A 25,344-nucleotide genomic window follows, 5' to 3' on the forward strand; every position below is an offset into this window, starting at 1 on the left:
AATGGCTCATGATGTCCCTCTGGGATGCGCTCCGGATGAATATGATGATCTCATATCAGGAACTTGTTCGCACCTTCCCTAGACTTAACGATGTTAAAATTTTGGTTGTATTAAAATCCTCCTGCGAAAGTGAAATCATCCATGTATTATCTTTATGATAGTCGGTGATATAAATAAAATGAGATGTAAAAGGCGTTGAGTGATTGAACTCTCCTAAGTTCCATCCATACTGTCTCACTGTATTTGAGCTAAGTTCTTTGTCGGTAATGTTCATAATTCATACCTTTCGATAAAGTCTGTAATGATAATTAGCTATCTCAAAGGCCCAGAACAACTCTTGAAATAACCTCACTCGAAGAATTTATCATATTGAACACCCCTACCTAATAACCTTGCCGACTTAATAAATCACAATAGCCCTCCCCTGTCATTTTAAAACGCTACTTGAATTTTTGATAGCTTATAGTTGTTTTACGTTCTTTGTGATACTCATATGTCATCTTCTCTTTCCAGTACCAATCTTGTAAATCCTGCAAGTCTAGCCCATTTTTCTCACGTATGCTTTCGTGTAATTCGCTAAGCGCGAGTTTATCATTAGGTTTATAAATGGCTAATTTTTCTTCAAATAAATCCAGCCAACGTTTCCCCATCTTTCGACGCAAAACAAACACCATCGTGATAATTGTACTGAAATGCACAGCAATTAGTTCCAACTTATGCGATTGCTGACCAGATAAAATTACTATTGTAACAACAGGGATGGCCGTATATAAAGCAATCAAAGCGACCATAAGTTGATATGGTTTTTCCCGTATTACCATGTCCATGGGTAAACCAGAGGACGCTACTGCTTGCCAAAATCTTAAATACCTTCCGATGGACTTAAACCTTTTCCCGTTTTTATGCATAAACCTGTTTTTATTTACTATCATGTTAGACCTCTATTTTTCTGTAATTCTAGAAGAATGTTACCTTAACCCTTAACAGGGATAACACCGCATGTATTATCTCCATAATCAAAGCGCAGGGCCGGTAATAAAAAGTACCATACCATCGATGTGTAGTTCGTTCAGTGCATCCCTGTCCGTGGATAGCTTTCTAATGTTGTCAGGAGTTGCATCAATCGGGTATAAATCTTGCGTCAGTTTGACGAGATTCTTCTCAGTGCAGGTAAGACCGCCTTCAGCGAGAGTGCGCAGGTAATCACTAAACACGACTTCTTTTTCATCAGAGGTAAGTCGCTCGAAGTACCCCATATGTTCGGACGTGAAATTCTCATCTGCAATACTTCTCACTACTGAGATGATATCCGACCTTATGACCAACTCCCGCACCGCAGCATAAAAAATCCTGCCGTAATGTCCTGACACGTTTTCCTTTGCGAGCCACCAGCGCTCATCCGTGGTAACGGGTACTGTGGTCGGGGATGCCAGTAGCAGAACGGGGCTTAAACCGGATCGCGATAACCCTTCAGCAAAAGCTTCTTCAGGAAGACTGCTAACAGGCTTGCCTTGATAACGTGCTTCTACCATCTATGCTTCTCCTTTCTGATGTAGGCATGACTGCCTTCTATTTAAGCAATCAGTAAACCGGATTGAGCTGAGCAACGTTATCCTTCTCCCATCATTGCTTGCCACTTTTACCATAAGCGCCAAACAATTAGCCCCATTATTCCGGTTGTAAACTGAACCTTAACACTAACCAGTATGAATCGGTCATCTGGGGCAAAGTGTCCACCGGGTTGAAGTAGCCAGGTTGTTAGCGGCGGATGGAAAGCCAGTACGAATCCGTAAACTATAAAAGCCAAGCTCAGTAAAAGAAGGAGCATGCGCCCAATACGTTTGAGTTGATAAGATAAACTCGCGCTAGTTTTTCGTGGGGGTACGATATGGTCTTTCAACACTGTCTCCTTGCCAGCAAATGCCGAAGCGCTGGCATAAAGATTAAACAATTTTTATGCCAGTTACTCCGGCGAGATGGGTGATAATCCTCGTTGCCATCATAAAGCCTTATCTCTTTCAAATTTGAGCGATAAGGGGTCTTTGAGCCTGTAATGGCTTTTTGTTTGATGTTTTGATGGCACCTGCCCCCGCGTTTTACCATGACCGAAGTACATAGCGGCTCACACCTTCTGCTGGCTGTTGCCACTCGCTATTCTCCGTTGACGGTCTGAGGCGCGTCGAGCCCCGGGAGATGTTTTTCATCGCCTGCTCAAGAGTGTCCATCCTGTAGGTTTTGATGTTCACCCCTTCTTCAGAAATAGGCCCCAGCAGTTCCGTAACCTCACGCTCACCCTGATAAATATCGACCCACTGTGTAATATTCACCTTATCACCATTCGCATCAATGCCACGTCGGTTAAAGTGGTCAATTTCAAACTCACACACGGTTACCGGTACCAGCCCCTCCGGGCGCGGATACCCGAGTATTTCATCAAAACCAGGTTCCCCTTCATCAGTGACCAGATCAGGCGTCAAATAGAGTTTTCCGTTACGGGAAAAATGCGCAACATGGCAGGACCACTGGTCATTTAACATCGTTGGCATGCTTGTGAACATTCCTGAATACCACCGTCTGGCATTATCAACTGATTTGGTGACGAGGATTTCATCTGGTACTTCCCCGTTGTCCATGGTGTAAAAACTGAGAGACAGAGCGGTATTTCTGCGTGAAAGTAGCTTTTCTTTATTGACCTCTTTATTTTCAAATTTGGACAGGTATTCCTCAAGGAACAGCGCCTGCAACTCGGGTGTCGGCGCTTTCTGATAAAACCAGTCGGCCAGGTCTTTAGTGCCAATATAGATGAGGCTGGCTTTACCTTTTTCGCTCTTGACCGCAACAGGAGCCATTAGGCTTACTTGCTGTACGTACTCACTGGTTTCATTGATACTTTCATAGGCCTCAATCCACTGGCCAAGCAGATTGGTGTAAATCACCGGATCGTTCAGCTTTAAAAACTGCTTAAGAGCCTGAGCGCCACGGGAGCATGTATCAAAATAACGCTGCTTCTCTTCGAAGCTTTTGAAAGCAGTCTTTTTGCCCGACCATGTGGCCACCAGCTGTTCATCTTCGAACAGGGTGTTTTCAGCTGGTAAGAAGTGTTTCATTTTCGCAAAACGTTGATGAGTGACGTTTAAGACATTTCGGGATGTAGCAAGTACCATTCGATGAACCCAGGCATGCCCTTCCATCCGGTTGTCGCATTCAAAATTTGCTGGTGCGGCATATGCAACAAGTTTCCCTGAAGCATTTACCGATAACCTGACCAGCTCATAGCCTTTGCTGCTAATAAAATTACGAACCCCGGGAAGATGTTTGAGCCCCACATCAGCGAGCATATAGAGCTGGTTCAGGAGCTCTTTGGAGCCCTTCTCTGTACTCATGGCAGCTTCCAGCGTCGCCCCCCTGTTATCAGCTCGCCAGGCTACAATGCATCGATCTATCAACTCTGATCTCAGATTAGGCTGGCCAATATTTCCATCGGCCAGAGCCTGGCTCAGCATCTGCCGGTAAGGTTCTTCTGCCTCACGCTCGGCACGAATATAATTTAAAGCCATCTTGAAGAAGCGAATGTAAAACAGGTGATTAGACCTGAATTTACGTCTGTGAATGTACCATTCGAGCTCCTCCGCTTTAATGGTATCCATGCACAGGAAACCCAGTTCAGCATCATTCCTGCTGGACTCCTTAAATAAAGACAAATTCACCTTACAATTGAAATCTCGATCCGTTGAGTATCTGTTTACTGTTGCGTTGACACAGATATCGTCTCCCTGACGGAATGCAATAACCGGCTCATAGTTTTTATGGGTTCTCCCAAGCCATTTATAGCCAGAGTAGCTGTTGTCTTCCTGAACTGCTCCTGGTGCTGTCACTGGGTTCATCAACGAATCCCAGTTGCACATTACCCGGGATCCGGACTGAAGGCATGAGTTTGCCTGTTCAAGATAACTTTGCAGAGACGGCCGTGTCTCAGCCATACCCAAAAGGCCAGAACCGTCTTTGTCGTGCAGAAATTGGAAGTACCGTTCCTGGAACTCAAGGCTCAGAAAACTGTAAGGGGTATTGGTATCATAGAAATCACCAAATAGTTTGAGCCGGTGATCGAGGCCGCAGATAAGGATCAGGAAACGACGGTAGTGAAGTGCCATAAGATCATGCTGCTTCAGTCGGTCGGTATAACTGACGTCCTCAAACTTTATGGTGCTGCCATCAATCCCCTGGAAATGTGCTTCCTGTTCGCTGGCGGAAGGGAATAGCTGCGAAGCCCCAAGATGGCTTTCTACCGAAGAGTAAACCTGATGAATATTTTGACCGTCCCGGACCAGAAGGAATACAACCCGGTTCCTGTCATTGCGGACATGATTTTCCCAGGGATCGCGGTAATCGATATAACGTCGTGTTGTGGCCATACATACGATGGAACGTTCGGACGGAAAAATCTGCTCCACCAGCCCGGGGCTGGTTCGTAAAGTTTCATGAAATTTTTCCATATCAGAGAAGTCGAACCAGCTATCGAGATCGCACCATACGGCCAGCTCTTCATCCACCATCAGCTTTGCCTGAACGACCTGGAGCGGGAGGTGTGATGGAGCGGATTCACCCTTCACGATATTCACTACCTCAACGTCTTTGCCGGTATACAGTTCCAGACTGCCAACGCCATCGTGGATTTTCTTCACATATTCCATGGCTTCTTCTGTAGTGGCCAGACTTGCCGCTGCAACTTCCTCGAAATAGGGCAGCATTCTTTTGCTGGCATTAGCGATTGCCTGCGTTCGTTGTGTGATGATTTTGCTGATGGCTGTGCTGATCTGCCCTTCTTTTAAGGCCGCTTCTCTGATTTGTTCAATGCGGGTATCTGAAATACCAGAGGACAGAGCATTTTGAACTGATCCAATCGCCAGTGAGGTTACCGCCTGCTGCTCTTGTGGGGGCACTAACGCAACGCTAAGGCCCGTCACAGGGTTTTCACGGTCATCTGTTCCTAATTGCTCAATCGCAAGGTCACGGAGCCCCTGAGCATCGCTCACGAGGGCTGTAAGCGATGCCTGTAGGCTATTCACTTCTTCCTGAGCTTGTCTGAGTTCAGCATCCCGGATTACCTTATGGTCGGGTTCAAATACAAAACTGGACAGAAAATCCTTAACCAGGAAGCGATGCTCTCGCATTTCTTTGCCACGTTCCCTACGGTTGCCGCTGCTGTCTTCAGTGACAATAGCTACAGTCTGACCGTAAACGCGGGGATGGGCGCGTAGAATCACTGTGTGCAGCTTATCTTCAACGTAACGCAAAGACGTAATGAGCAGCGTATCCCCTGCCACAATACCCTCTTCAGGGATGCTGTCAGTGGACGTCCAGTACTGACCCGCCAGCAAAGAATGAAATCGCTCTAAACGGTCAATGTTATTTTTGCTGACCAGGTCACCCATATACCTTTCCTTCCAGATTCGTATGTTAGGTGAATCATACCAGATTGCACTTACCGTCTAATAACTCAAAAAACACCAACTTCGGCATTCACTAGAAATGAATCCGTCCACTATTATTCATTAATTAAATAGATTCTTAGATATGAATAGCGCATTGCTTTTAAAGCAGGTTTCGCAAAGGGTTAAAAAAGGCTTCTTAAGTGAAGCCTTTAATAATAAATGCTACTTATCTTCAGAGGGATACATTTCCCAGTATTTATTACGTACATTAACAAGGCAATGGTCTGCTGTTTCTGAAGCGCCTTTGTCGCGGTTTACAAAGGCTTCTGCAACTTCATCCAACTTATCCGGTACCGTATTTAATGGTAATGCCTGCTTCAGGTTGGTGGTTACCAGTTCCTTTGCTTTATCATGATTAAGTTCAGTTCGGATGCTTGCATCTTTACAAATATCATCAACCTTACCATCAAGAATAATGTTTGGGATAGGTTCGTTTTCAACTTTATGTGTAGTATTAGCAGAGGAGCCAAAAGCGACTGACATCATCGCACACAGCAGAATATTTTTTAATTTCATAGTTCACTCCATTATGACTATTGATATCTACTTATGAAGTATTAGTTATATCATGTTTGCCGTCAAAACATAGAACCCACTGTTTTGACTTTAAACATATCATGCTACAACGTTTTTTTGCACGTGACTTTAGTAGGCATGATTTATGAGGTTTCAGCAGGACGTCAGATTGTTGTCGATCCAGTATTGATGCAAGCCTACCGTCCATTTCTTCGATAAGGCCGAAAGTAAAAGCGCTAAACCACAGCAGTTACCAGGAGTAAAAATTCGTATGGGATCTGGAGAACCGACTTTAACACTCATAATGAACTCCAGAATGTTGCCATGGCATAGACTATTTCTAAGCCTGACGATATCTGCTTCAGGTTTTTTACCAGCGTCTATCTTTGCCAACATATTCTTCTCGGCTGGAAATGACAGTAATTCTATCGGCATCCCTTCCTGCTTAGCCTTTCGCATTAAAGCGTTACTCATTACTGACGTACCATCTAAGTCCACCAGTACAGGAACTGACTGCTGAACGTTAACAGTTGATTTCAACTTCAGCGTAACCCTGAGTGATGTTTCGATCCCATTCAGAAAGCTCGTACAGGCCGGTAACCATAGACCATGATGCAGCGCCTCGGTTGCTTGTTTAAAAAACCAGTCAATCACGGGGACAGTGCAATGCTCATAATAGTGATTTACCTCGCTGAACCTTGCCATATAAGCATCGTACTCAGCCTGGTCTTCAGGAGATAAAAAATTTGGTGGGAGGAGCATCAGAATCCTTTCATCCTAGCTTGTATACCTTCTTCGTAGGCCAGCTCGCCATTATCGGTAAAAGATGGTTTTTGATGTTTATGATAAAGCTTAATTTTTCGTCAGGCTTGATAGCGTTACCGGAGAGATTTGATCTTTTCTCTTCAACTCGCAATACTGTTTATACATACAGTACAAGAATTCGAGTGTAGCTATGTCTGTTATCCTTGAGCACATTAGCAACAAGCCTTACGAAATGGCACCTTTTTTCAGTGATTTACTAAGCTGTGGAGTGATGAGTCCGTGCGCCGGGCATGAAGATAATGAATTAAATTTGCATGAATATGTAGTCCGCAACCGCCCCTCAACCTTCTTTGTCAGGGCGGCGGGCCTCAGTATGATCAATGCCGGTATCAATGATGGAGCAATACTGGTTGTGGATCGGTCTTTAACAGCACGACACGGCTCTATCGTCGTTGCGCTGGTGGATGGAGAGTTTACGGTAAAGATCTTACACACGTATCCTGAGCTGCTTTTGATGCCTTCTAATCCAGCCTATAAGCCGATACGTGTAAATCCTGAATCCCTTGAGATATGGGGCGTCGTCACCTTTGCACTGAATCAGTTCAGCCATGTACATGCACGTTGATATTAACGGAGCCTATGCGGCATTTGAGTGTGCGATGGATCCCAAGCTGTCAAAAAAGCCGCTCATCATAGCCAGCAATAACGATTCGTCCGTCATTGCAATGAATAAACTGGCTAAAAGCGTTGGTATTAAGCGTGGGACCCCAATTTTTAAGTGCAGGGATTTGATTCAGCAACACCGGATCGAAGTCAGGAGCTCTAACTTTACTTTGTATGAAGACTACTCAAATCGCTTCCATGAAACGCTGGAAAGCTTCGCGCCTCAATCGAGTCGATATAGCATAGATGAAAATTTCATGTTATTGAAAAACATGAACAAGATAATAGATTATGAAGATTACGGCCGGTTGATCAGAAGTACACTTCTTCATAATCTGTCCCTTACCTGTGGTGTGGGTTGTTCAAGCACCAAAACCCTCGCTAAATTATGCACCTATGCGAGCAAACGATGGGCAGCTACAGGCGGGGTTGTAGTTTTGACTGATCAGGCCAGGATCAGGAAGCTCCTGAGCCTGATCAGTACCAGAGAAATATGGGGTATTGGTCGAAAGATTAGTGAACGCCTGTCGGCTTTCGGGATCATCACTGCCGGTGATTTTTATAATAGCGACGTTCGCTTTTTACGTAAAAGCTTTGGCGTTGAAATCGAGCGTACCTGGCGGGAACTGCATGGCGAACCATGTTTCCGGCTGCACGAGTCTCCTCCTGTCAGGCAACAGATTATCGTTTCCAGAAGTTTTGGTCAGCGCCTTAATGAGATAGGCAAGCTACATGAGGCAGTTTCATTTTTTACCGCCCGGGCGGCAGAGCAGCTGCGCAAGGATGGCTCGTGGACCCGTCAAATCACAGTCTTCATTCAGAGTAGCAATTATGCGCAAGGTGAAAACCGCTACAGCAATTGTGGTATCGAGCCGCTTACCGCTACACAGGACACCCGCGATCTGGTTGATGCAGCCATGACCATCCTGAACCGCATTTACAGACCCGGGATAGCGTATGCGAAAGCAGGGGTAATGCTCTCCGCTATGACTGACGGCACAGAGCAACTCAGCCTGTTTGATACTCGCCCGGCCAGGCCTGGCAGTCAGGCACTGATGAAAGTTATGGACCGGTTCAATAAAGAAAAGCGCGGAGCTCTGTTTTTACTGGGGGAAGGCATTCAACAGGATTTTCGTATGAAGCAGGCCATGCTATCACCGAGATATACGACCCGCTGGGATGAATTACTCGTTGTAAAAGCGTAGCGGCCATGACCGGCATGGCCGTACTCATCAAATGTGAAAGTAACTTTAGGCCCCGCGAGCTTTTTCGATTGCGCCCTGCAAAGTTGCTGCGTCCATAGCCCCGGGGATAAATGTGGTAGTCGCCGCATTCGGCTTTTTCATATTCATAATGATGAAACCGGGTGTGCCGGTGATCCCGAGCGCTTCGCCCAGCTGCATATTGCCGGAGATCACGTTTTCATACCGGTTTTTTTCCCTGTCAGAAAACGTGCTGTTAAACCCTGACTTTTCCACCACAGTATTAAAGTCAGTGAGTTCGAATTTGCGTTGAGAGGTCATGAAGGTATGAGCCACAGCCATCAGGTTGTTGTGGTACTTACGATAGGCTTCAGCACCGAAATTCTGATAGACGTGCAGACCCGTAGCGGCCCCCATGGCAGATACAGGTTTTGAACCGGCAAAAATCGGGAATTCTTTAAAGAAGAATTTTACATCTTTGCTCTGATTCATTACCGATTCAACAACAGGTGTAACCCGCATGCAGTAAATACACTGATAGTCGAAGAACTCGATTACCGCGACGTCGGCGTCATCAGGGCCGATGTTTGGCGTCTCCTTGGTATCCAGCAGAGCTGGCGCATATGGAATTATTCGTTCCACTGAGGCACTCACGTTCTGATTTTCCAGCGCCTTACCTGCTTCCACTAAATAATGGGGATTTTTTACCAGGTAAGTAGCGGCAATTTTGCCAATTTCTTCCTCACTGAGCACCTTCGGTTTAAAATAAGTTGCCGTGATTAACGCCGAGGCAGCGGTAGCAATAACCGCAGAAATTAAAATCGTGGCCATCGGTTTTAAATAAAATTCTTTAGACATAGCTACCTTTATGCTTTTCAGCCTGTTAGTTATTAACCTGCGATGGATTATACTGGCCCGGTAAATCGGAATTATTCGTGAAACAATGCTTTTTGGAGATTAAAGGATGATTAGGCAGGGCTTTATACTCACAACCGCAATGCTTTTGAGTGGATGCGGATATCATTTCGCAAACCAGGTAGATGCGTACGATCTAATGCCTCGTCCTGTTACAAATAAAAGGTTTCAGATAGTCCCTCCGGACGAAAGTATTCAGTCCAGAATGTTTTCAGGCCGTTTTGCTGATGGATTAGCAAAAAAAGGAGTCATTATTTCCACTCACCAGCCAGATTATGTGCTCAGGTTCCGAATCAGCAGCTCACAGGAGAACATGCAGTATAGCGAGCAGCTTCTTACTGGGGTGACAGGCTACGTTGTAGATAAAAAGACAACGAGAACTGACAAGCATGGCGAATTGCATACTGACTATGACTACAAGCCAGTCGATGGGGTAATAGGCACTGAGACGATGTCGCAGATGCACTATATGCGACAGCTGGATGTCGAGGTATACCCGTCAGCGAAAGGAGCAAAGCAGGTTCTGAAAGTGAGTATGCAAAGCAATGCACCTGTGCCGTCAGACAGCATTGCTTATTCAGCAATGATCGACGCCTTTACTGATAAATTTGATGCGCCGCTGCGTTCCGGAAATTATGTTGCAGTGATCCCCTGGAACTGAAAGCAGACGGCGGGAAGAGAATGTTCAAAAGTGACTTTTGGACACGCACATTAACGTGGCTATCGCCCTCCCCCATTAAAATCATAAAGTCGGTAAAGATCGCCCATCGTGATGGAATTGGGCTTATTAATGAACAGATACTGTAACTGTTCTTTATGTTGAGTACTGGCAGCTGCATTCATAAGCACTTCCAGGTAGAACTTGTAGCCTATGCTTCGCTCTGAATACATATACTGGAACTGCATCAGTAAAATGCCTGACATAACATACAACAGCAGCAGACTGAGTAATACAGTGCTATCAGGCTGTTCCAGTGCCATACTGACATACCCTGAACCCAGAATGCACAGAAGCCACCCCGTCATTAGAGCAGGCACCCTACGACTCAGACGTTTATAACAACGTTTTATTACGGGATCCCGGAGATACTTTTTGTCAGGTATCCCCGTTGCTCTGATGACGAAGCTACTGAGTATCGACATCTTTTTTCCTTCTGGACGCTCTCAGTCAATAAATCAGGCCAGGCGCTCATTGAAAGCTACCACGAGCTGCGAATCGGGATTTTTTACCAGTTCGGGCCGGATAACTTTTAGTTGCCTCGTTGGGGCGAGCTCATCTGTAGGCCTGATGGTGGTATTACCCGGCCCCTTGCGGGTACTGTCGGTGTTTACCTTGAGCTTTTTATTTCCCAGGTAGCTTTCCATCTTTTTAGAGATGGTGTCACCTGTGGTCGCAACACCAGAGAGTTCCTTTAGATGTTCACCTTTATCCATTTGTACCGATGACATCAGAAATCCGATTCCGGGATCGTTTTCCGTTCCACAGGCTCCGTACTGACATTGTGCAGCGAAAACGGGCTGTACACCTACAGCAACCAGCATTAACGTACTCAGTAAAGTAGATTTCATACACACCTCTTACAGTCGGAAAAGTTACTTTTGCGCAGCGCCCATTTGGGTCACCAGGTTTTCCGGGCTCAGCCACCCCGTAAATAACTGCGGTTTGCCGCTTAGTGTCACCATGGTAGGAGTACCTTGCAGCGGGATTGTTGAGGCCACCTGGAAATGCGATTTGATAATGTTTAAGCAAGCCTCATCAGGACGTCCTTCCGGGATAGTTGAAACCGGATTCATCGCTGCATCCAGAGCTTCGTTTGGCTTTGCTGAACACCAGATTTTGGCCATGTTCCCGGCTACTACCGAGTTCAGTCCTGCACGTGGGAATGCAAGAAACTTAATCGAAATACCGGCATCAAGATAAGACTTCAGATCATGATGCAGTTTTTGGCAGTATCCACAGGTTATATCGGTAAAGATAGCAAGCCGGTATTTTTCGTTTGGTGATTTGTAGTCGATGGATTTTGTTTTGGATGCGAATTCCCGGACGCCCATTAAAATGGCCTGCTCAGTGGTGTTTACCACATCTTTACCTTTCACGTGGAATAAGCTTCCGGTAAAAATGTAATCTCCGTCTTTGCTCACGTAACTTACCCCCTCCCTGGAAATCACCGTAAAAATATCTTTTACTGGCGAGGGTTCGACGTGCTCGATTGAAAGCCCAATGGCTTTGAGCTTATCCCGGGCTGCATCTGGCAGTACCATTGTATTAACCGGCTCGGCATTCATCGTGAAGGCGGTACTTAATGAAAGAAGTAATACCGATGCCTTAATAATTTTTTTCATTTCCGCTCCTTAAATCGAGCACTAATATTATCACGCCCCAAAATTCCAGAATTTTGCTTAAACGCTTAAATCAACGGGTAAAGCCGAAAGAAAGTCGATAGATATATGGGAGAATAGATAAAACGTAGATTCAGTGGAGAAATCGTTGTGTTTACACCACCAGCAGATGATGTGAAACCTATTCCCGTTCCTGATGAGATTTACACTCAGTGCATTACGGATGCCGCCCGCTACTTCGGAATTGATGCTGAACTGGTTTTTACGTTGTTTGACAATGAAGGCGGTAAGGTTGGTACTTTCAGCAGGAATACTAACGGCACTTATGATATTGGCCCAATGCAGATCAACTCATCCAATCTACCTGAAATAAAAAAGCATTTCCCGACGGTAACGTGGCGGGTTCTGGCTTACGATGCTTGCGCAAGTTTCTGGGTTGGAACATGGTGGCTCTATAGAAAAATTGTTGATCGCAAGGGCAATGTGTTTGAAGGGATTGCAGATTACAACAGCAAAACCCCAAAGGTACGTGCAAAGTACATATTTAACTTCATGGTAAAGTACAATCGCCGGATCCAGCAGCGTAACGGGATGGGTGAGCTTTATCAATGGACCCAGCAACCTCCTCGATACAATGGCCATATAGCTAAAAATGTCCCGGAGCAAAACCCGACTCCTGTTGTTAAATAAATACAACCCGATATTACAGAAGATCATCGAGTGGCTTGGGTAAACCACCACAAATATTTCACACTGACTCAGGAGTAATATATTGTCTTCTTCTGCAAGAAATTTATTTAAGATTCTCTCTTCTTTCTTGATCCAGAAAAACCCTCATCATGAAGAAGTATGTGTTCATGAAGAAACAACAGCTGGTTTATGGGCCCCTCTCCCTGATTCGCATGTCGTGCTTTTCTTAGATTTCGATGGGGTTTGCCACAGGTGTAAAAATGAAACCTTTGAGCGAATGCCACTGTTAGAGAAATTGCTGGATAACTGCCCTGCCATGGTGATTGTTATCTCCAGCTCATGGCGTGAGTGCGCTAATACAAGTTATCTGAAATCTCTGTTCCGGGTGCCTTATAGAGACAAAATCATAGGTGCAACCGGTTCGGTATATTTAAAACACGGACAGACTGGTGTGCGGGCTGCCGAGTGTGAGGACTTTGTCTTTTCACATCGAGTTAAAGCATTTATCTGCCTTGATGACGACGAATCATTATTTCCGGCCGGTTATCCGCATTTGCACAAAACCGATTATTACACGGGCCTCACCGAATCTGACCTTGCAGCTCTTAACGCAAGGTACCATCAGCTCATGGGACGCTGATGAACAAAGTAACTTTCCTTTTACCCTGTCACTGCTGATCTCGTACGCCCATCCACTTTAGGATTGATTGTTTTATACCATACGCAATAATGTCTCATATGAATTCGACAAGAAAGGGACATTATGCTGCATCACTGTCAGGCTAAGTCACTGGATGACATATACCTTGAGGATATTCCCCACATCATACATCCGGCCACGGCGGTACATGACCTCGAAGATACCGCCCTGCCAAACCGGATTATTCAGGAATGGAATTTACCGCAGGGATATACACAGTTTGTCAGCCGGTATCACCAGTTCCACCATCAACGCCCCTGGCTCGCTTACCGCGATACGCTTGACGACATCAGATACGGTAAGATCGTTCTGCTTAGAAAAGACATAACCGGCAATGCCGGGCCGGGGGTTATATCAAATGGCAACCTACGCAATGACCTGCCCCTGTCCCTCTTTACCCGTCTGCGCGATATCATCTCTCGTCAGTTGAAACGCCCGGGGTATTACGTTCGATCAACGACACCAGCACAGCACGCCCAATCAACAAAAACCATTAATTCCAAAGCGGCTGGTCGTCTTCTCGCAGCTGGCGGGCTTTATAATGGAAATGTGGAGGGATTTCGACATACGGCTGAACAACTTGGCGGCGAAGCTGTTGAAGGCTATGACCAGGTATTGAACGAAACAACTTCAGGTATGCTGGTTGCAGCGGCTTCACTTCTGGTTATCCGAAATCCAAGGTCTGCGGATGAATTGACAAGTTATCTCGGCAAGTACAAAAAAGCACACGTTTTGCTCGATGATATGAATGTTAGCGAATTGAACTACATGCGCCGAGACAGAGCTGAATATTTAGCTCTCCGTGGACAATTCAACAATACTGTACGCCCTAACTTCCTTAAATCACTTTCAGACCACCCAGATGCCCTGGCTACGTTTGAACCTAACGATTTGATGAAACTTGCAACAGGCAAGGTCCCCTCTGGGTGGCAGGTTCACCACAAGATCCCTCTTGATGATGGTGGCACAAACGCTATAGACAACCTGGTACTTATTCAGAATTCACCATACCATTCAGCACTGTCGAAAGCACAATCCATCATTACGAAGGATCTACCGTATAATTCAAGCACCAAAGTTCTATGGCCATCGCCGAACGGTGTTATCTACCCGGTAGGAAAGTAAGAGGCGCTCATGAAAGATTTAACTCAACTACTCAGCAGCTTAAAGAGGTTGATGGTTGCAGATCACTACCCTTTAGCCAGCCCGGTAGCCCCGGAAGTCTTGAAAGACTTAATCTGCAATCCGCCTCCAGTGGAGTGGGCAGATCACAAAAAGAGCGCCTATATAGATATACAGAAACTCATTAAAACCAGGCTTGATTATGCCCAAGTGTTTAATGCTATGGATGGTTTTGAGTACAACGGACTTACGTTTTATAACCTTGTTCAGGCAGAGAACGAAAATCTATTGTGGTCAAATATTTACATACGCAACTTTGAAGCACGAGACAATGAAATCTACGTTGACCCAAATCTCACTGATAAGGTGTTAATCGGAGAAGATGGCATGTCACTTTTCGCTTATAGTTTTGCAGACGACTGCTTTCAGATAAGAGACAAAGCATCTACTGATTATGTTATTGAATCTCATACAGAGTTTGATAGATTTTTGTCTTCACTGATTCAAACCGTCAGTTGAATGTTCCGCAAGAGCGGTACTTCTGAAAAAAAGGCCGCAAACACATACTTTGCGGCCTTAATTGTTTAGCAGTAATTTACAATCTATTGATAGTCATTTCAGGAGGTTATATTCAACCTCCCTTATTTTTTATTTTCATTAAGCCACTGATCCGCTTTATCGACACGTGACTGGTAAGGCTCATTTGTGTTGCTCAGCTCTGACTTCATGTACTGAATGAATTCATCTGCTTTCTGAGGCCCAAAGCGTGGGTCATCCGTCAATTGCTGCCGGATAGCCCTTTCAGAGTTCTGCGCTGCATTCGCATAAGTCGAAACGCCGTCGCTGCTAATACTCTGATACCGGTCACTTACAGCTGCGACGCCATCAGACATCTGCATGTGATTAAGGACTTTACCCTGGAGAGAATCAGGCATATTTGCAGGGTTAGAGGCATCATTTGCTATCGATGTCTGGGTTTGAAGGATGCCCGCTCCCGTAAGCATCTCATTTACCGGTTTCGCCCCAACGCTGGTTAGCGTATCCGAAACAAATTGCTGGCCCCCGAGTAGCGCACCAGAAATCGCGCCCCGCTCAGTGTTGGCCTCTATCTTTTCCCCAACCAAGCGATCTGTGACGGTCTGAGTGCGGTTACCAACGAGACCACCGCCCGACCCACCTTCTCCCAGGTTTGCCCGTACGACTGACTCAAGTGAACCATCAGCTCTGTTATGAGTGTTGAAACTGCTATGGATGCTCTTAACGTCATTCATACTCCAGTTAACGTTATAGTTACCCAGTTCATTAAGGATCTTCTGGGTATCCGCTTTGAGCTGCTCTCTTTCGGCACCGGTAGCCATGGTGCTGGCACCATAGGTAAAGACAGCTTGCTGTGCCAATTCAGCTCGCTTATCGTCCCGGCTTAAGTTCGGGTTGTTGGCAACACGACTAAAGTAGTTATCAGTGTTATTAGATAAGCCACGAACTTGCCCGCTCTGATACATACTGTTCAAAGCAGTGGCTCGTTGATCCATTCCATCACCAACCACCCGACCTCCAACCTTTTCCAGATCGTTAAATGTGCCTTCTGCATTTCTGACATCCTGACCCGAATTGACGACTTTCTCTACACCCTGATTATTCAGTACAGGTCCATTCTTTTCGAGAGAATTAAGCACATTCCTTTCTTCATCAGAATAAGTGCGGCCCACGTTGTTGTTATGTATTCCCTGAATATCGCCTTTGCCCGCGTTATCAAGGTTATACGGAGTAAAGCCAGCTTCACTTTTTCCAGGGACATGCTGTGTCGCGTCCTGAGCGTTGGAGGAAAGACCGAGTTTAGCCTGCGAATCTACACTTCCACCCAGTTCCCCTACGCGTGACGCACTCATCACGCCAGACGTATTTACGCTGTCAGGAGTTCTATCCTGTGCCTGAGTGATAGTATTAATTCCTGACCCGTCACCTGAAATTCTGTCGAGCTGATTGGTGATAGGTAGCAGCTGCTGTGCATTACCACCGAAGTCGGAAACCAGACTTTTAAGCAGGCTGGAGGTTTCACGGAGATCCTGTTTATTACTTTCGGCCGTCTCTCCCCGGGCGGTATCAATCGCAATTTTTTGCTCACTGAAATCTCGGGTTGCAGCCACAAGCGCGTCAGTACGTTGAAGCTGCGATCCAAGCTGATTACTGGCCTTGAAGGTATCGTTATAGGAGTTGAATTTCTCCATAAACGCATTCTCATCCAGCCCATTCTTACGAGCAAAATTCCTTACATCATCATCACTGAAGTTTTTGTTGCGAATAGAATCGGAGAACCTGTCCAGGTTAATGCTTTGTTTAGAATCAAGGCTCATTCCACTATTGGAGCTTGCGTTAGTCGAAACCGATGTAGAAATATTTTGCGCCATCGTCTGTGTCGCCTGGTTCATTTTCGACGATGCTTCTTTAAACGCATTAGTATTGGATATCTGATCGCTGCTTACCTGAGACGCCGCTTTACTGAACTGGTCAGTTAACGCAGAATCCTGGCTAAGCTGATTCGTGATTGCTTTTGAAAGGTCATTTGAAAGCGAGTCACTGCCTGTATTGGTCTTAGATGCACCGCTACTCAATTGCCCTGCTACAGCCGCTTTCAGCCCGGCTCCATTGCCAGTTCCAACACCTCCATTAAGCCCAGCGTTGAGAATAACATTTGAAGCAATGCTGGCCATCTGAGACGCACTCACCCCATGTTTCGTTGCAATACCTTCTGCTACAGAGGCACCAATCTTATCCGAGATCTGCTTCATTGTTTGCAGGTTGGTTGAGAACTGCTGGCTCGACTGTCCTGACCTTCCAATTTCGCTCATCTGACTGTAACCAGCCTGGAATGAATTACTTGCCGCACTCATAACTGATGAGGTTACAGCTGATCCTTGTCCCTGGCTGTTAGCGATACTTGAACCAGCATTCCACATTCCAAGACGGAAATTACTTGAATCAACTGCGCCGCCATCGCTGTATCCCTGACCGGTACTGGTTAAGGCGGTTCGTGTCACGTCACCAAATGAAGATTTACCGCTGTTAGGGCCATCCCATACTTTGGGCGTTACATGACCAGTATCCACCGGCGCATCGGGGGTCACTCCCTTAACCGCATTCATCATCGGGTGAATCGACTGTGTCATCAGGAATAATGTGAGTACCGGAATCAGAGCATAGAGGGCGGAAGCAACAGACAGGTATGAACTGTATGTTTCCGCAAGCCCTGGGAGTCCCATCCACGTGACGGCATTATTCTGGCTGTTGAGGGTGCTCCAGGTATCCAAGTCGGCCGTCGCGACTTTCTTCACATACGCGTTGACCATTACTGCCGTAAGCGGCCACATATTCACGAAGAGGATAAGTTGCAAATATTTCGCCGCAGCGGCAACACCATTACCACCTAACGCCAGCAGCATAAGCAAAGCAAATGGAGCAACCATATAAGCAAACATTTCAAGGAATGCGATTGCTGCTCCCGACAGTTGTAACCACAACTGGCCCTGTGAAGCCATTGTGTTGGTTCGCTTCAGAGAAGCCTCAAACAACTGCATATCGGAAGCCAGACCGAGTGGGGTCTTATATTTGCTTGCGCCATTTCTGAGCTCATTCATAATGAACAGGTTCAGGGTGGCGTCATACGAACCAATAGCCTTACCGTACATACCATTTGCTGACGCCATAACATCAGTAAAGCTTGCGCCGGTAGGTGCACCATTTGCTTCGTCTGGAGTAAGGATGCCGTTTGTCTGTCCTATAAGGGAAATAGTCTGGCGAGCTTCAGCTGTACTGGTAACCTGTTTCACAGTTGACCAGACCTCATCACACGTACCAGATTTTGAACCGTTAGCGCCAACAATACTGGCAGAGGCATTCTTCAGTGCGCCTTTCATCGCCTGATTAATCCGGTCCATGCTATCTGCCAGATTAGCTGAGAAAATATCGTTAAAAATAGTTTCTTTACCGGCAATATTTGCGCTTGAGTTTTGGGTAGCCTTCAGGCAGTTGTATGCAAGAGACTGAACGGTAGCACATACGTTCATTGGCCCTAGCCCGCTGGCCGGTTCAGGAAATGCGGAACAGTAGCCCAGGCTATCGCCGCCCCATTGCAAAAACTTCACGAATCGGATCATCGGACCGAGGGTGATGTCATCGTCCAGAGTTGTTGCAGACAGGTCCACCGGAGAAAGCGGATCAAACGCTGTTTTATAATCCTTCAGCAAACCCTGGCTTAAGTTAGTGGTGACGGTTGCCATCGCAGCAATAAAAATTGGAATTCCGTCGACGTTTCTGACCTCTCCCGACTTTACAGATTCAATAGTTACATCCACTCGAACCATTGCCATCATGAAAAGGATCAACCCCAAAAACCAGGAGAAAAACGGTAATTCATTTTTGGTCGGAGCCTGAAGCCATAGCCACGTTTTATAGAATAGGCTCACACCTGCTACAACGGCGGCCGTGGTCAGGAACTCTTTTACACCAGTATATTGAGAAAAGATCAGGGCAATACCGGTAAAAGCCGACCAGACAAAATCAATATCACCCAGGGTATATATGTTGTAATCCATGTCAGACCTCAGTTACGTGTGCCACGAATACTTTCAGTGAAAGCCTTCCGTTGCAGGCGACGGTTATCCCAGGTTGAAATGACGTCCGAGCTGGTACCGACCTGGCTGTGCGATAGCTCATAGGCGGCTTTAACCTGTTTTGAGAGATTGTCTGTTAATCGGTTGAGATCATCCCTTTTACCCGACAGCGACTCACTCGGTATGCTCATGGTTGAAATTTTGGCCTCAACCTGGCGCAACATGTTGATTACGAGGCTCGTCGCAGCAATAGTGCTGATGTCCTGAATGTATGCGTACCCTTCCGGTGCTTCGAATGTTTGCAAAGAGTCGATAATGGTCGGGATGCCGATATAGGAGATAATGCGTAATTCATCATCTGAAACACGAACGTCGTTGATGATTTTTTTCTGTACGTTTAAAAGAAGATCAGAAATGGTATCCTTCAATCCCTTAAAACCACCGTCATTAACTTCTGACATGACAAGGCACTGAGCCTTTCGTGGGGATGATGGATCTGGTGCCGGAGAACACTTGAGCATTTTAATTGATCCGCCAGCTGGTGGCCCCATGATGTAATCCGTGACAGTCATGGTAGACGGGCGGACTTCCATTCCCGCTTTTTCGCCTTTGCTATCCCAGTTGATAATGACAGTACCTACGAGAGACATAAGTTGTTCTGCCAGTTTATAACCGGATAACTCCGTTACCCCTCCGATGTTCATCGTTCCCTTATCAATATCCATGAACGACATATAGAAGAGGTTACCACTGAATTTTTCAGCGAACTCTTCGGGATCCTTTGCTTTAACCTGAGAAGTGACAGCTTCAGGTGACTTTGTCATCGATGAGCCAAAATCAGGAATAAGACCATTAATCGATCCCAGAATTGAGGCTGGTCCAGAGCTAACTGAGTTAGCGAACTGGCTTGGCGTACCCACGTTTTCAGAAAGGAAAGAGTAAGTTGCATTGCATGAATCTTTCGCAAATTTATTTAGCGCTTGCAGTTTGTTTTGGATGTCATTAATCGTTGCAGCACAGTCAGCACAAATAGCTGAAACAGCAACGTTAAAAGCATAGATAGCCGCACCCTGGGCAATACCACGGGCCACCTGCACAAGCTGGTCCCCGTTGATCATGCTGAAGGACCCAAGAAAAACGTCAATACCGTTACAACCGACAGAAGCTTTTGGAAACGACATGGAAACAAGGTTGGTATTAACGTTTGTTGTTCGGTAAGACATTGACCCGCCAACTATGCCTGTACGGGTTGCTGTGGAAAAGGTGGCCGGGCTGGTAGACGTCATCATGCCATTGAAAATGTTACGCATTGCGTTGTCTGCATTTGCAGTCGGGGCTAAAATTGCAGCACAAACAGAAAGAGACAAAAGTAACTTTTTGAAGTTGAAAACGGCATTACTGCGCATAAGTGCCTCCAAAACTGCCGCCAGCATTGAGATAATTGACCGGATCGGCCGTAGGCATGTCATAGCCTTCGAGTTTTTGGTCCATTATTTTTTGAAGTAGGAATGGGTCTGATTCCATTTCGGATTTATTAACGGTAATAACGCCATCATCGCCGATGGTATATTGCCTTTTAATATCTAGAGTTGACTGGAACGAAGCGTCATCGATCAGATTCATGCCCTTCGCGGCAAGTATAATAGTGTTCTTTAATTCATCAGCGGAGATCATGCCTTCACTAATGCGCTGAGCTGATGTCCCATCCTTTGAAACCAGGAAAATTGTAGGTACCTCTCGAATTTTAAATTGATCAATAATTTGTGCGTTGGGGATGTTAAAATCCTGAAAAAGGCCATTATGCAATGGCCTTCCATCCATACTGATTGGAAGAATATCTACCGAATAATAGTTCTGCATAAATTGAAGTATTTGGCTTTCTTCGTGGCAAAACTGGCAAGTACTCTGGAAAAAGAAAAATAAACCTGACTTAGTAAAGATATCTTTCATTACCGTTTGCTGATTTTTTTCAACAACAGTGCGGTGAGCATCCAGTGCCACCTTTTCCACTGGTTGCCTGCGTTTTTCAGACATCATCGGGTTTTTAAGAAAATAATCTTTTGATTTGTCAGAAAAACGCGTACTGATATCCAGCATTAACCTTTGCGCCGTGTAATAACGTGATAGATTTTCTGCGGTAGGGTTATCCATTGCCTGCGTTAACAGTCGAGGCATATTCTCTTTTAGCCATTTTGAATTTAAATCTACCATTTCCTCTTTTGAAGGCGAGCTAGCAGCACCGGTTGGTGGCAAAACCTCTTCTTCTTCAGCTTCGCTTTTTTTAGCAGGATCGTCATACCAGAAGAAACCCTTCTTATAAGCCTGGCCAGATACAAAGGGCGTATCTTTTATTAGGGGTTGCTCAGGGCTGGCGTGGGCACCAGTAATTACCAAAGACATAAGCAAAACCATCTTTGAAGGCGCTAATGCAATACGAGTCATAGACCGTTCTCCTTTTCTGATGCGGTTATGATGGCATACAAAAAAAAGGTTAGAGCTCGTATAGCATGGTCGTTTTTATGTTGAAAAGGACGGAAAAGGAGTGCTGACTAAGAAGATAGTCTCGGTGATGGAAAGATCATCCATCTTGCACGTTGTCAAAAATCCGGTGTAACAAAAACATGGTTTTATCGAATATCTAAAAGCAAATATTGCTTTGAAAACAGGTGTATTTAGAGCTGAAAAAAATCATCACAAGTAATGCTGTTTCTATATTTCAAAAAAGGAATAGCTAAGGATCAAAGAAGCGAACTTAGACAAGAATATAAAATATATTAATTGAAAGCGATTAAGAAGTCGTCATGCATAGAAGGTTTTGAGAACCTAAGTAGTTTTACGTTTTCAACAGAAAAAAAGGTGCACATTTTTGGAACGAAGAAAAACTGAATAAAGAAAAATCAAATTATATCTTTACTTGTCAAGAGTTGATATTTAAGTTGTAACTAATATTTGATTGTAAAGCAAACAACAGAATTTGACTTAAGTCAATATTTAGATTCAGACAAGGCAAGTTTCGCGATATCTTTTTTAAATTTAATCTAATTCTTCTTGAGAATACCTCTCTATGGCTGAAGCAGTTGAAGATAATCTGCAACGTGGACAATGAGCATCATTTGTCACTGGCACAATGTATGGGCGTTTACATTTTTCGCAGGCACCTAGTTCTTCAATTTCTTTCATAGAAGTAAGGATTTCTATTATTTTATTAACTTCCGGTGCGCATACAAAGTATCCCAGATTATGAAGGACACTCATTATTCGGTTGAAGTCAATTTGCCGAAAACTCGCTTCCGGATTTATTGGATCAAAACCAAAATAGTTAACTGCGACATCAATAACAGCAGAAAAGGCTCGGCGGTTATCTGTGCGTTTGCTCCAGCCCCGGATACCTTTTTTGAGTTTTGTTTTTGCACCAGGCTCAAAATCGATATTTTCAGCAACATGATTACCGTACAAAATTCGTATTGTATTTTTATTTGCCCCAAGCGACATAGTTCTTGCTGCTCGCAATAGAGCATTAGCTTTTGTTTGATCGACCTTTGCCATATCAATAATCCTTTAACATAACTTTATTTGTTAAAGTGTTGAACACATCCTGACGGTGACTGGTGAACATAGTGTCATAACGTAATAGTTCCATCAAATCATCACTAACTTTTCCTAACCGGATGTCAGCAGACAATTCATAAGCCCAGGCAAAAACTTTCGTTTTAAGTGAAACACTCTCTTCAATATGCCCTTGTGAGAAAGCAATTGTACGTGGGAAAAGAACGACATCGTTAATTGTTTTTAACGATGAATAACCAATGTCTTTAATAGCATCAGCTGTAGTTGGTTTTAAACCAAAGAAAATACTTACAAACTCTGGTGCGAGCATTGAGATAAAGAACACCTGCATAAAGTAGTCATTCTGTATATCAACACATTTAGAACGCAACTCATGAATCTTCTTGGGATTATAGATATCCACTGTACCATTCAGAAAAGTCACTTTTTCACCGGCATCGTAAATACCATAGTCAATATCATTTGTATCATATTCACGAATTACATTGGAATCACCGTCCAAGACCGCAGAAAAAAACCTCTCCCATGTAATTTCCTTTCCGAGTGTACGCGGAACCAAAAAACTACCTGGACGTGTTTCCACTTCAAAAGCTAAATCAGCGGCTGTACTAAATCCTTTCCCAAATAGGCGACGCTGGAGAAGAGGAGTCCCAGTTTGATATGCAGAAGATCCATGCACAGGCAATAACATTAAAAATGCACGGTAACTACGAATAAGCGAAATCTCAGTGCGGAAAAGTTTACCGAGTAAGCTACGAGTTAAATTATCAGATTCTGACATGTGCTGATTGTCCTTGCGCCATTACAATTGTTCAAATCTTCAACATGGATTTTTTGTTAGGTGTTCGGTAGGGTGAAAAGTAACTTTTAGTATTTTCTTAAGGCTTGAATAAGCCTTAAATCTATCCCTTCAACCACACCGCTTACTTGTAACACTTTTTAACCAAACTAACCAGAATTTTATCAAAAATTCCTGCGCATGCTAACGAAATGTGAAGCGATTAAAAAAAAACCTAAATCCAGCCCCTCCCAACGTTGGATTAGAATAACGACGTCTTTCACTGACCGTCATAAACTGACATTTTTACTTTTCATCAACCTCATGCTTACATAGGATCACTAAACAAAGAAAAGTGACCCTATGAATGCCTCACATAGGGTCACTTATGTTTGAAAAGTGACCCTATGTAATGTCGTCATAGGGTCACTTTTTATAAAAGTGTCACTATGGACAAAGTTCCATAGGGTCATTTTTTTTGGAAAAGTGGCACTAGATATATGTATAACTTTAATAGAGCAATGCACATTATCAAAAGCAATAATCCACAATGGTCATTCTGTCAAAAGTAACTTTAGGGGGTAGCGATGGAAGTGAGGCTAAACTCGCTGTTACTGTTTCTGAAGGCCCCTCCCGAATGGGGGAAACAGCGAGTGCATTACATCTGTTCAATTCCCTCATCAAAGAGCATTCAAAAATCTTCTGTTCGTGAAAAAAAACGGAAATTTCCTCCGGTATAGTAATTTCACATCAGGAGGCGTCATGAGTAATTCAAATCTTATAAGTTCTATAGAGCTAACACGTAAAAATTTACGTGCTCAGATTGAAGGTTTGCGTGTTGAGGCTGAAGATCTCATTACAAAATACTGGATCAAGTGGAAGGAACGAAACCACCAAGAGATTAACCTTACCCGACATAGCAAAGTTCCAAAGAGGGAGTACCTGGGTTCTTACGCACCAAAAGTTGAGCTAATTGGTAATGCCAGAAAAGTAACGATCACTTGGCATCAGTTCAGCCCTTATAAAACAAGAGCGCCTAGCCACATGTCAAAACGGGTGCAACCAATGAAAAGTGGAAAATATTCTAAGAACTGTTTTGTAAACCATGCCAGCTGGGAATACGAAATGATTTCTGAAACGGAAGCATTGCTGGAGCCTTACAGAGAAATGCTTGAGCTCTATCATTCAGCATATATCGAACTTGGACGAAAAATCCGTCAATACTCAAAAACTAAGGTGGCACAATGAACGACGCAATTATCACGGACAATGAGCGTATTAACATTGAACCAAAAGATGTAATGGTAAAAGGTTCAAATAAAAAGCAAGGCGTAAACGCTCAAACTTCTACTCAACGTAGACCAGAGCACCAGGGTATGGCCAAAGTTATTATTAACCCCGGCACCCCAGACTTTAACCGGTTTTTAACTGCCAGAAATGGAGCAGTCATCAGAGGTTTTGATGATGTGAGTATCGCTATTTCCTCTCTCTTTAAAACGGTTGATGCAGTTAAACATCCTGACCTTGTTCAGGCTATTCAGGATTGGTTCAACGAGCTGCATGAAGAAAACAATAAGATGAAAGAAAATCTTGTTGCTTATATTAAGTCAATTGAGTTCGACAAGAATGACTCATTCATGTCATCAACTCAGTTTGTACCTTTCAGTTTTGAACCAGTACAACTCAACTTCAATAACCACAACACCATGAGGTTTTACAAGTACATCTTCGAGATGAACCAGCTCATGAACACAATGTATGAGTACAACTCATTGGGTTTACTGGCTGTAAGCGACTATCCGGTTATGTCTCACAACATTATAAAGAGTATTAATTTATATGTTGAGAATGTGAAAAAGACTCTGAATGTTTCTCGCCGTAAGGATGGGCCATACAGTCCAGCAGAGTTCATCACCAAAGTAATGCAATATAAAAGTGTGCAGGCATACATTGCAGCCGAACTGTCAGGCAAACGTCGATAAGG

General features: G+C 44.5%; 23 protein-coding genes. 9 read left to right on the forward strand and 14 right to left on the reverse strand.

Annotated elements, in window-relative coordinates; translation table 11 throughout:
- Positions 1–440 precede the first annotated feature (440 nt).
- From ACVCAM_RS20190 to ACVCAM_RS20210, 5 genes are all read right to left on the reverse strand, one after another.
- Positions 441–932, reverse strand: coding sequence for a hypothetical protein (locus ACVCAM_RS20190; RefSeq protein ID WP_000636790.1), 492 nt, complete (start codon positions 930–932; stop codon positions 441–443).
- Between the two features lie 84 nt (positions 933–1,016).
- A complete protein-coding gene (locus ACVCAM_RS20195) occupies positions 1,017–1,532 on the reverse strand; it encodes a hypothetical protein (RefSeq protein WP_000228894.1) in 516 nt (171 codons plus the stop codon).
- A 564-nt stretch (positions 1,533–2,096) separates the two neighbouring features.
- Complete coding sequence (locus ACVCAM_RS20200) at positions 2,097–5,432, reverse strand: hypothetical protein (RefSeq protein WP_000502666.1); 3,336 nt, start codon at positions 5,430–5,432, stop codon at positions 2,097–2,099.
- A gap of 222 nt (positions 5,433–5,654) precedes the next feature.
- Positions 5,655–6,008: a hypothetical protein gene (locus ACVCAM_RS20205; RefSeq protein ID WP_000769182.1), complete on the reverse strand. Its 354-nt coding sequence runs from the start codon at positions 6,006–6,008 to the stop codon at positions 5,655–5,657.
- Positions 6,009–6,161: 153 nt separating this feature from the next.
- Positions 6,162–6,770, reverse strand: a complete 609-nt coding sequence (locus ACVCAM_RS20210) for a hypothetical protein (RefSeq protein WP_000926374.1) — start codon at positions 6,768–6,770, stop codon at positions 6,162–6,164.
- 193 nt (positions 6,771–6,963) lie between these two features.
- Here ACVCAM_RS20210 and umuD point away from each other — a divergent pair, with 193 nt between their 5' ends.
- Both umuD and umuC read left to right on the forward strand, forming a co-directional pair.
- Entirely contained in the window at positions 6,964–7,398 is a 435-nt protein-coding gene (umuD, locus tag ACVCAM_RS20215; protein ID WP_000111290.1) for a translesion error-prone DNA polymerase V autoproteolytic subunit, read from the forward strand.
- Positions 7,388–8,641, forward strand: a complete 1,254-nt coding sequence (umuC, locus tag ACVCAM_RS20220) for a translesion error-prone DNA polymerase V subunit UmuC (RefSeq protein ID WP_001371894.1) — start codon at positions 7,388–7,390, stop codon at positions 8,639–8,641. The genes umuD and umuC overlap by 11 nt, the downstream gene beginning before the upstream one ends.
- Positions 8,642–8,686: 45 nt before the next feature.
- Here the strand turns inward: umuC and ACVCAM_RS20225 are convergent, their stop codons facing one another.
- Positions 8,687–9,496 (reverse strand): DsbA family protein, encoded by an 810-nt coding sequence (locus ACVCAM_RS20225; protein WP_000031378.1) that lies wholly within the window; start codon positions 9,494–9,496, stop codon positions 8,687–8,689.
- A gap of 370 nt (positions 9,497–9,866) precedes the next feature.
- Between ACVCAM_RS20225 and ACVCAM_RS20230 the strand changes: the two genes are divergently transcribed.
- Positions 9,867–10,214 (forward strand): hypothetical protein, encoded by a 348-nt coding sequence (locus tag ACVCAM_RS20230; RefSeq protein WP_121343843.1) that lies wholly within the window; start codon positions 9,867–9,869, stop codon positions 10,212–10,214.
- Positions 10,215–10,273: 59 nt separating this feature from the next.
- Here the strand turns inward: ACVCAM_RS20230 and ACVCAM_RS20235 are convergent, their stop codons facing one another.
- The 3 genes from ACVCAM_RS20235 to ACVCAM_RS20245 all read right to left on the reverse strand — a co-directional run bounded on the left by ACVCAM_RS20235 (position 10,274) and on the right by ACVCAM_RS20245 (position 11,896).
- Entirely contained in the window at positions 10,274–10,534 is a 261-nt protein-coding gene (locus ACVCAM_RS20235) for a hypothetical protein (RefSeq protein WP_001439466.1), read from the reverse strand.
- A gap of 195 nt (positions 10,535–10,729) precedes the next feature.
- Complete coding sequence (locus ACVCAM_RS20240; protein ID WP_000843243.1) at positions 10,730–11,122, reverse strand: hypothetical protein; 393 nt, start codon at positions 11,120–11,122, stop codon at positions 10,730–10,732.
- Positions 11,123–11,146: 24 nt separating this feature from the next.
- On the reverse strand, positions 11,147–11,896 hold the full coding sequence (locus ACVCAM_RS20245) for a thioredoxin fold domain-containing protein (RefSeq protein WP_000720274.1): 750 nt from the start codon (positions 11,894–11,896) through the stop codon (positions 11,147–11,149).
- Between the two features lie 147 nt (positions 11,897–12,043).
- On the opposite strand from ACVCAM_RS20245, the gene ACVCAM_RS20250 reads away from it, so the two are divergent.
- From ACVCAM_RS20250 to ACVCAM_RS20265, 4 genes are all read left to right on the forward strand, one after another.
- On the forward strand, positions 12,044–12,583 hold the full coding sequence (locus ACVCAM_RS20250; protein ID WP_000494968.1) for a lytic transglycosylase domain-containing protein: 540 nt from the start codon (positions 12,044–12,046) through the stop codon (positions 12,581–12,583).
- An 82-nt stretch (positions 12,584–12,665) separates the two neighbouring features.
- Positions 12,666–13,223 carry an HAD domain-containing protein gene (locus ACVCAM_RS20255; RefSeq protein WP_001371950.1) on the forward strand — a complete coding sequence of 186 codons (558 nt, stop codon included), beginning with the start codon at positions 12,666–12,668 and terminating at the stop codon, positions 13,221–13,223.
- Between the two features lie 123 nt (positions 13,224–13,346).
- Complete coding sequence (locus ACVCAM_RS20260) at positions 13,347–14,408, forward strand: HNH endonuclease signature motif containing protein (protein WP_000902297.1); 1,062 nt, start codon at positions 13,347–13,349, stop codon at positions 14,406–14,408.
- A 9-nt stretch (positions 14,409–14,417) separates the two neighbouring features.
- Entirely contained in the window at positions 14,418–14,924 is a 507-nt protein-coding gene (locus ACVCAM_RS20265) for a YrhA family protein (RefSeq protein ID WP_000654195.1), read from the forward strand.
- 122 nt (positions 14,925–15,046) lie between these two features.
- On the opposite strand, the gene ACVCAM_RS20270 is transcribed toward ACVCAM_RS20265, so the two are convergent.
- The 5 genes from ACVCAM_RS20270 to ACVCAM_RS20290 all read right to left on the reverse strand — a co-directional run bounded on the left by ACVCAM_RS20270 (position 15,047) and on the right by ACVCAM_RS20290 (position 23,363).
- Entirely contained in the window at positions 15,047–18,997 is a 3,951-nt protein-coding gene (locus ACVCAM_RS20270) for a conjugal transfer protein TraG N-terminal domain-containing protein (protein WP_094166804.1), read from the reverse strand.
- Between the two features lie 8 nt (positions 18,998–19,005).
- On the reverse strand, positions 19,006–20,421 hold the full coding sequence (gene trhH / locus ACVCAM_RS20275; RefSeq protein ID WP_001257292.1) for an IncHI-type conjugal transfer protein TrhH: 1,416 nt from the start codon (positions 20,419–20,421) through the stop codon (positions 19,006–19,008).
- Positions 20,411–21,457 (reverse strand): thioredoxin family protein, encoded by a 1,047-nt coding sequence (locus ACVCAM_RS20280; RefSeq protein WP_000196727.1) that lies wholly within the window; start codon positions 21,455–21,457, stop codon positions 20,411–20,413. The genes trhH and ACVCAM_RS20280 overlap by 11 nt, the downstream gene beginning before the upstream one ends.
- 591 nt (positions 21,458–22,048) lie before the next feature.
- Positions 22,049–22,561: a hypothetical protein gene (locus ACVCAM_RS20285; RefSeq protein ID WP_001140952.1), complete on the reverse strand. Its 513-nt coding sequence runs from the start codon at positions 22,559–22,561 to the stop codon at positions 22,049–22,051.
- A 1-nt stretch (position 22,562) separates the two neighbouring features.
- Positions 22,563–23,363, reverse strand: coding sequence for a hypothetical protein (locus ACVCAM_RS20290; RefSeq protein ID WP_000004208.1), 801 nt, complete (start codon positions 23,361–23,363; stop codon positions 22,563–22,565).
- Positions 23,364–24,122: 759 nt separating this feature from the next.
- Here ACVCAM_RS20290 and mobI point away from each other — a divergent pair.
- Together mobI and ACVCAM_RS20300 are read left to right on the forward strand one after the other, a co-directional pair.
- Complete coding sequence (gene mobI, locus ACVCAM_RS20295) at positions 24,123–24,608, forward strand: conjugative transfer protein MobI(A/C) (RefSeq protein ID WP_000071885.1); 486 nt, start codon at positions 24,123–24,125, stop codon at positions 24,606–24,608.
- Positions 24,605–25,342 carry a hypothetical protein gene (locus ACVCAM_RS20300; RefSeq protein WP_000995978.1) on the forward strand — a complete coding sequence of 246 codons (738 nt, stop codon included), beginning with the start codon at positions 24,605–24,607 and terminating at the stop codon, positions 25,340–25,342. Before mobI ends, ACVCAM_RS20300 begins: the two co-directional genes overlap by 4 nt.
- Positions 25,343–25,344: the final 2 nt, after the last annotated feature.

It is taken from the genome of Enterobacter sp. CFEC122, assembly GCF_052983755.1.

Coding starts and splice junctions, on each gene's coding strand:
- umuC (WP_001371894.1), top strand. CDS start 7,388: ATGCACGTTGATATTAACGGAGCCTATGCGGCATTTGAGTGTGCGATG.
- ACVCAM_RS20195 (WP_000228894.1), bottom strand. CDS start 1,532: ATGGTAGAAGCACGTTATCAAGGCAAGCCTGTTAGCAGTCTTCCTGAA.
- ACVCAM_RS20210 (WP_000926374.1), bottom strand. CDS start 6,770: ATGCTCCTCCCACCAAATTTTTTATCTCCTGAAGACCAGGCTGAGTAC.
- ACVCAM_RS20190 (WP_000636790.1), bottom strand. CDS start 932: ATGATAGTAAATAAAAACAGGTTTATGCATAAAAACGGGAAAAGGTTT.
- ACVCAM_RS20205 (WP_000769182.1), bottom strand. CDS start 6,008: ATGAAATTAAAAAATATTCTGCTGTGTGCGATGATGTCAGTCGCTTTT.
- ACVCAM_RS20245 (WP_000720274.1), bottom strand. CDS start 11,896: ATGAAAAAAATTATTAAGGCATCGGTATTACTTCTTTCATTAAGTACC.
- trhH (WP_001257292.1), bottom strand. CDS start 20,421: ATGCGCAGTAATGCCGTTTTCAACTTCAAAAAGTTACTTTTGTCTCTT.
- ACVCAM_RS20270 (WP_094166804.1), bottom strand. CDS start 18,997: ATGGATTACAACATATATACCCTGGGTGATATTGATTTTGTCTGGTCG.
- ACVCAM_RS20265 (WP_000654195.1), top strand. CDS start 14,418: ATGAAAGATTTAACTCAACTACTCAGCAGCTTAAAGAGGTTGATGGTT.
- ACVCAM_RS20285 (WP_001140952.1), bottom strand. CDS start 22,561: ATGGCAAAGGTCGATCAAACAAAAGCTAATGCTCTATTGCGAGCAGCA.
- ACVCAM_RS20290 (WP_000004208.1), bottom strand. CDS start 23,363: ATGTCAGAATCTGATAATTTAACTCGTAGCTTACTCGGTAAACTTTTC.
- ACVCAM_RS20225 (WP_000031378.1), bottom strand. CDS start 9,496: ATGTCTAAAGAATTTTATTTAAAACCGATGGCCACGATTTTAATTTCT.
- mobI (WP_000071885.1), top strand. CDS start 24,123: ATGAGTAATTCAAATCTTATAAGTTCTATAGAGCTAACACGTAAAAAT.
- ACVCAM_RS20235 (WP_001439466.1), bottom strand. CDS start 10,534: ATGGCACTGGAACAGCCTGATAGCACTGTATTACTCAGTCTGCTGCTG.
- ACVCAM_RS20200 (WP_000502666.1), bottom strand. CDS start 5,432: ATGGGTGACCTGGTCAGCAAAAATAACATTGACCGTTTAGAGCGATTT.
- ACVCAM_RS20300 (WP_000995978.1), top strand. CDS start 24,605: ATGAACGACGCAATTATCACGGACAATGAGCGTATTAACATTGAACCA.
- ACVCAM_RS20240 (WP_000843243.1), bottom strand. CDS start 11,122: ATGAAATCTACTTTACTGAGTACGTTAATGCTGGTTGCTGTAGGTGTA.
- ACVCAM_RS20280 (WP_000196727.1), bottom strand. CDS start 21,457: ATGACTCGTATTGCATTAGCGCCTTCAAAGATGGTTTTGCTTATGTCT.
- umuD (WP_000111290.1), top strand. CDS start 6,964: ATGTCTGTTATCCTTGAGCACATTAGCAACAAGCCTTACGAAATGGCA.
- ACVCAM_RS20230 (WP_121343843.1), top strand. CDS start 9,867: ATGCAGTATAGCGAGCAGCTTCTTACTGGGGTGACAGGCTACGTTGTA.
- ACVCAM_RS20260 (WP_000902297.1), top strand. CDS start 13,347: ATGCTGCATCACTGTCAGGCTAAGTCACTGGATGACATATACCTTGAG.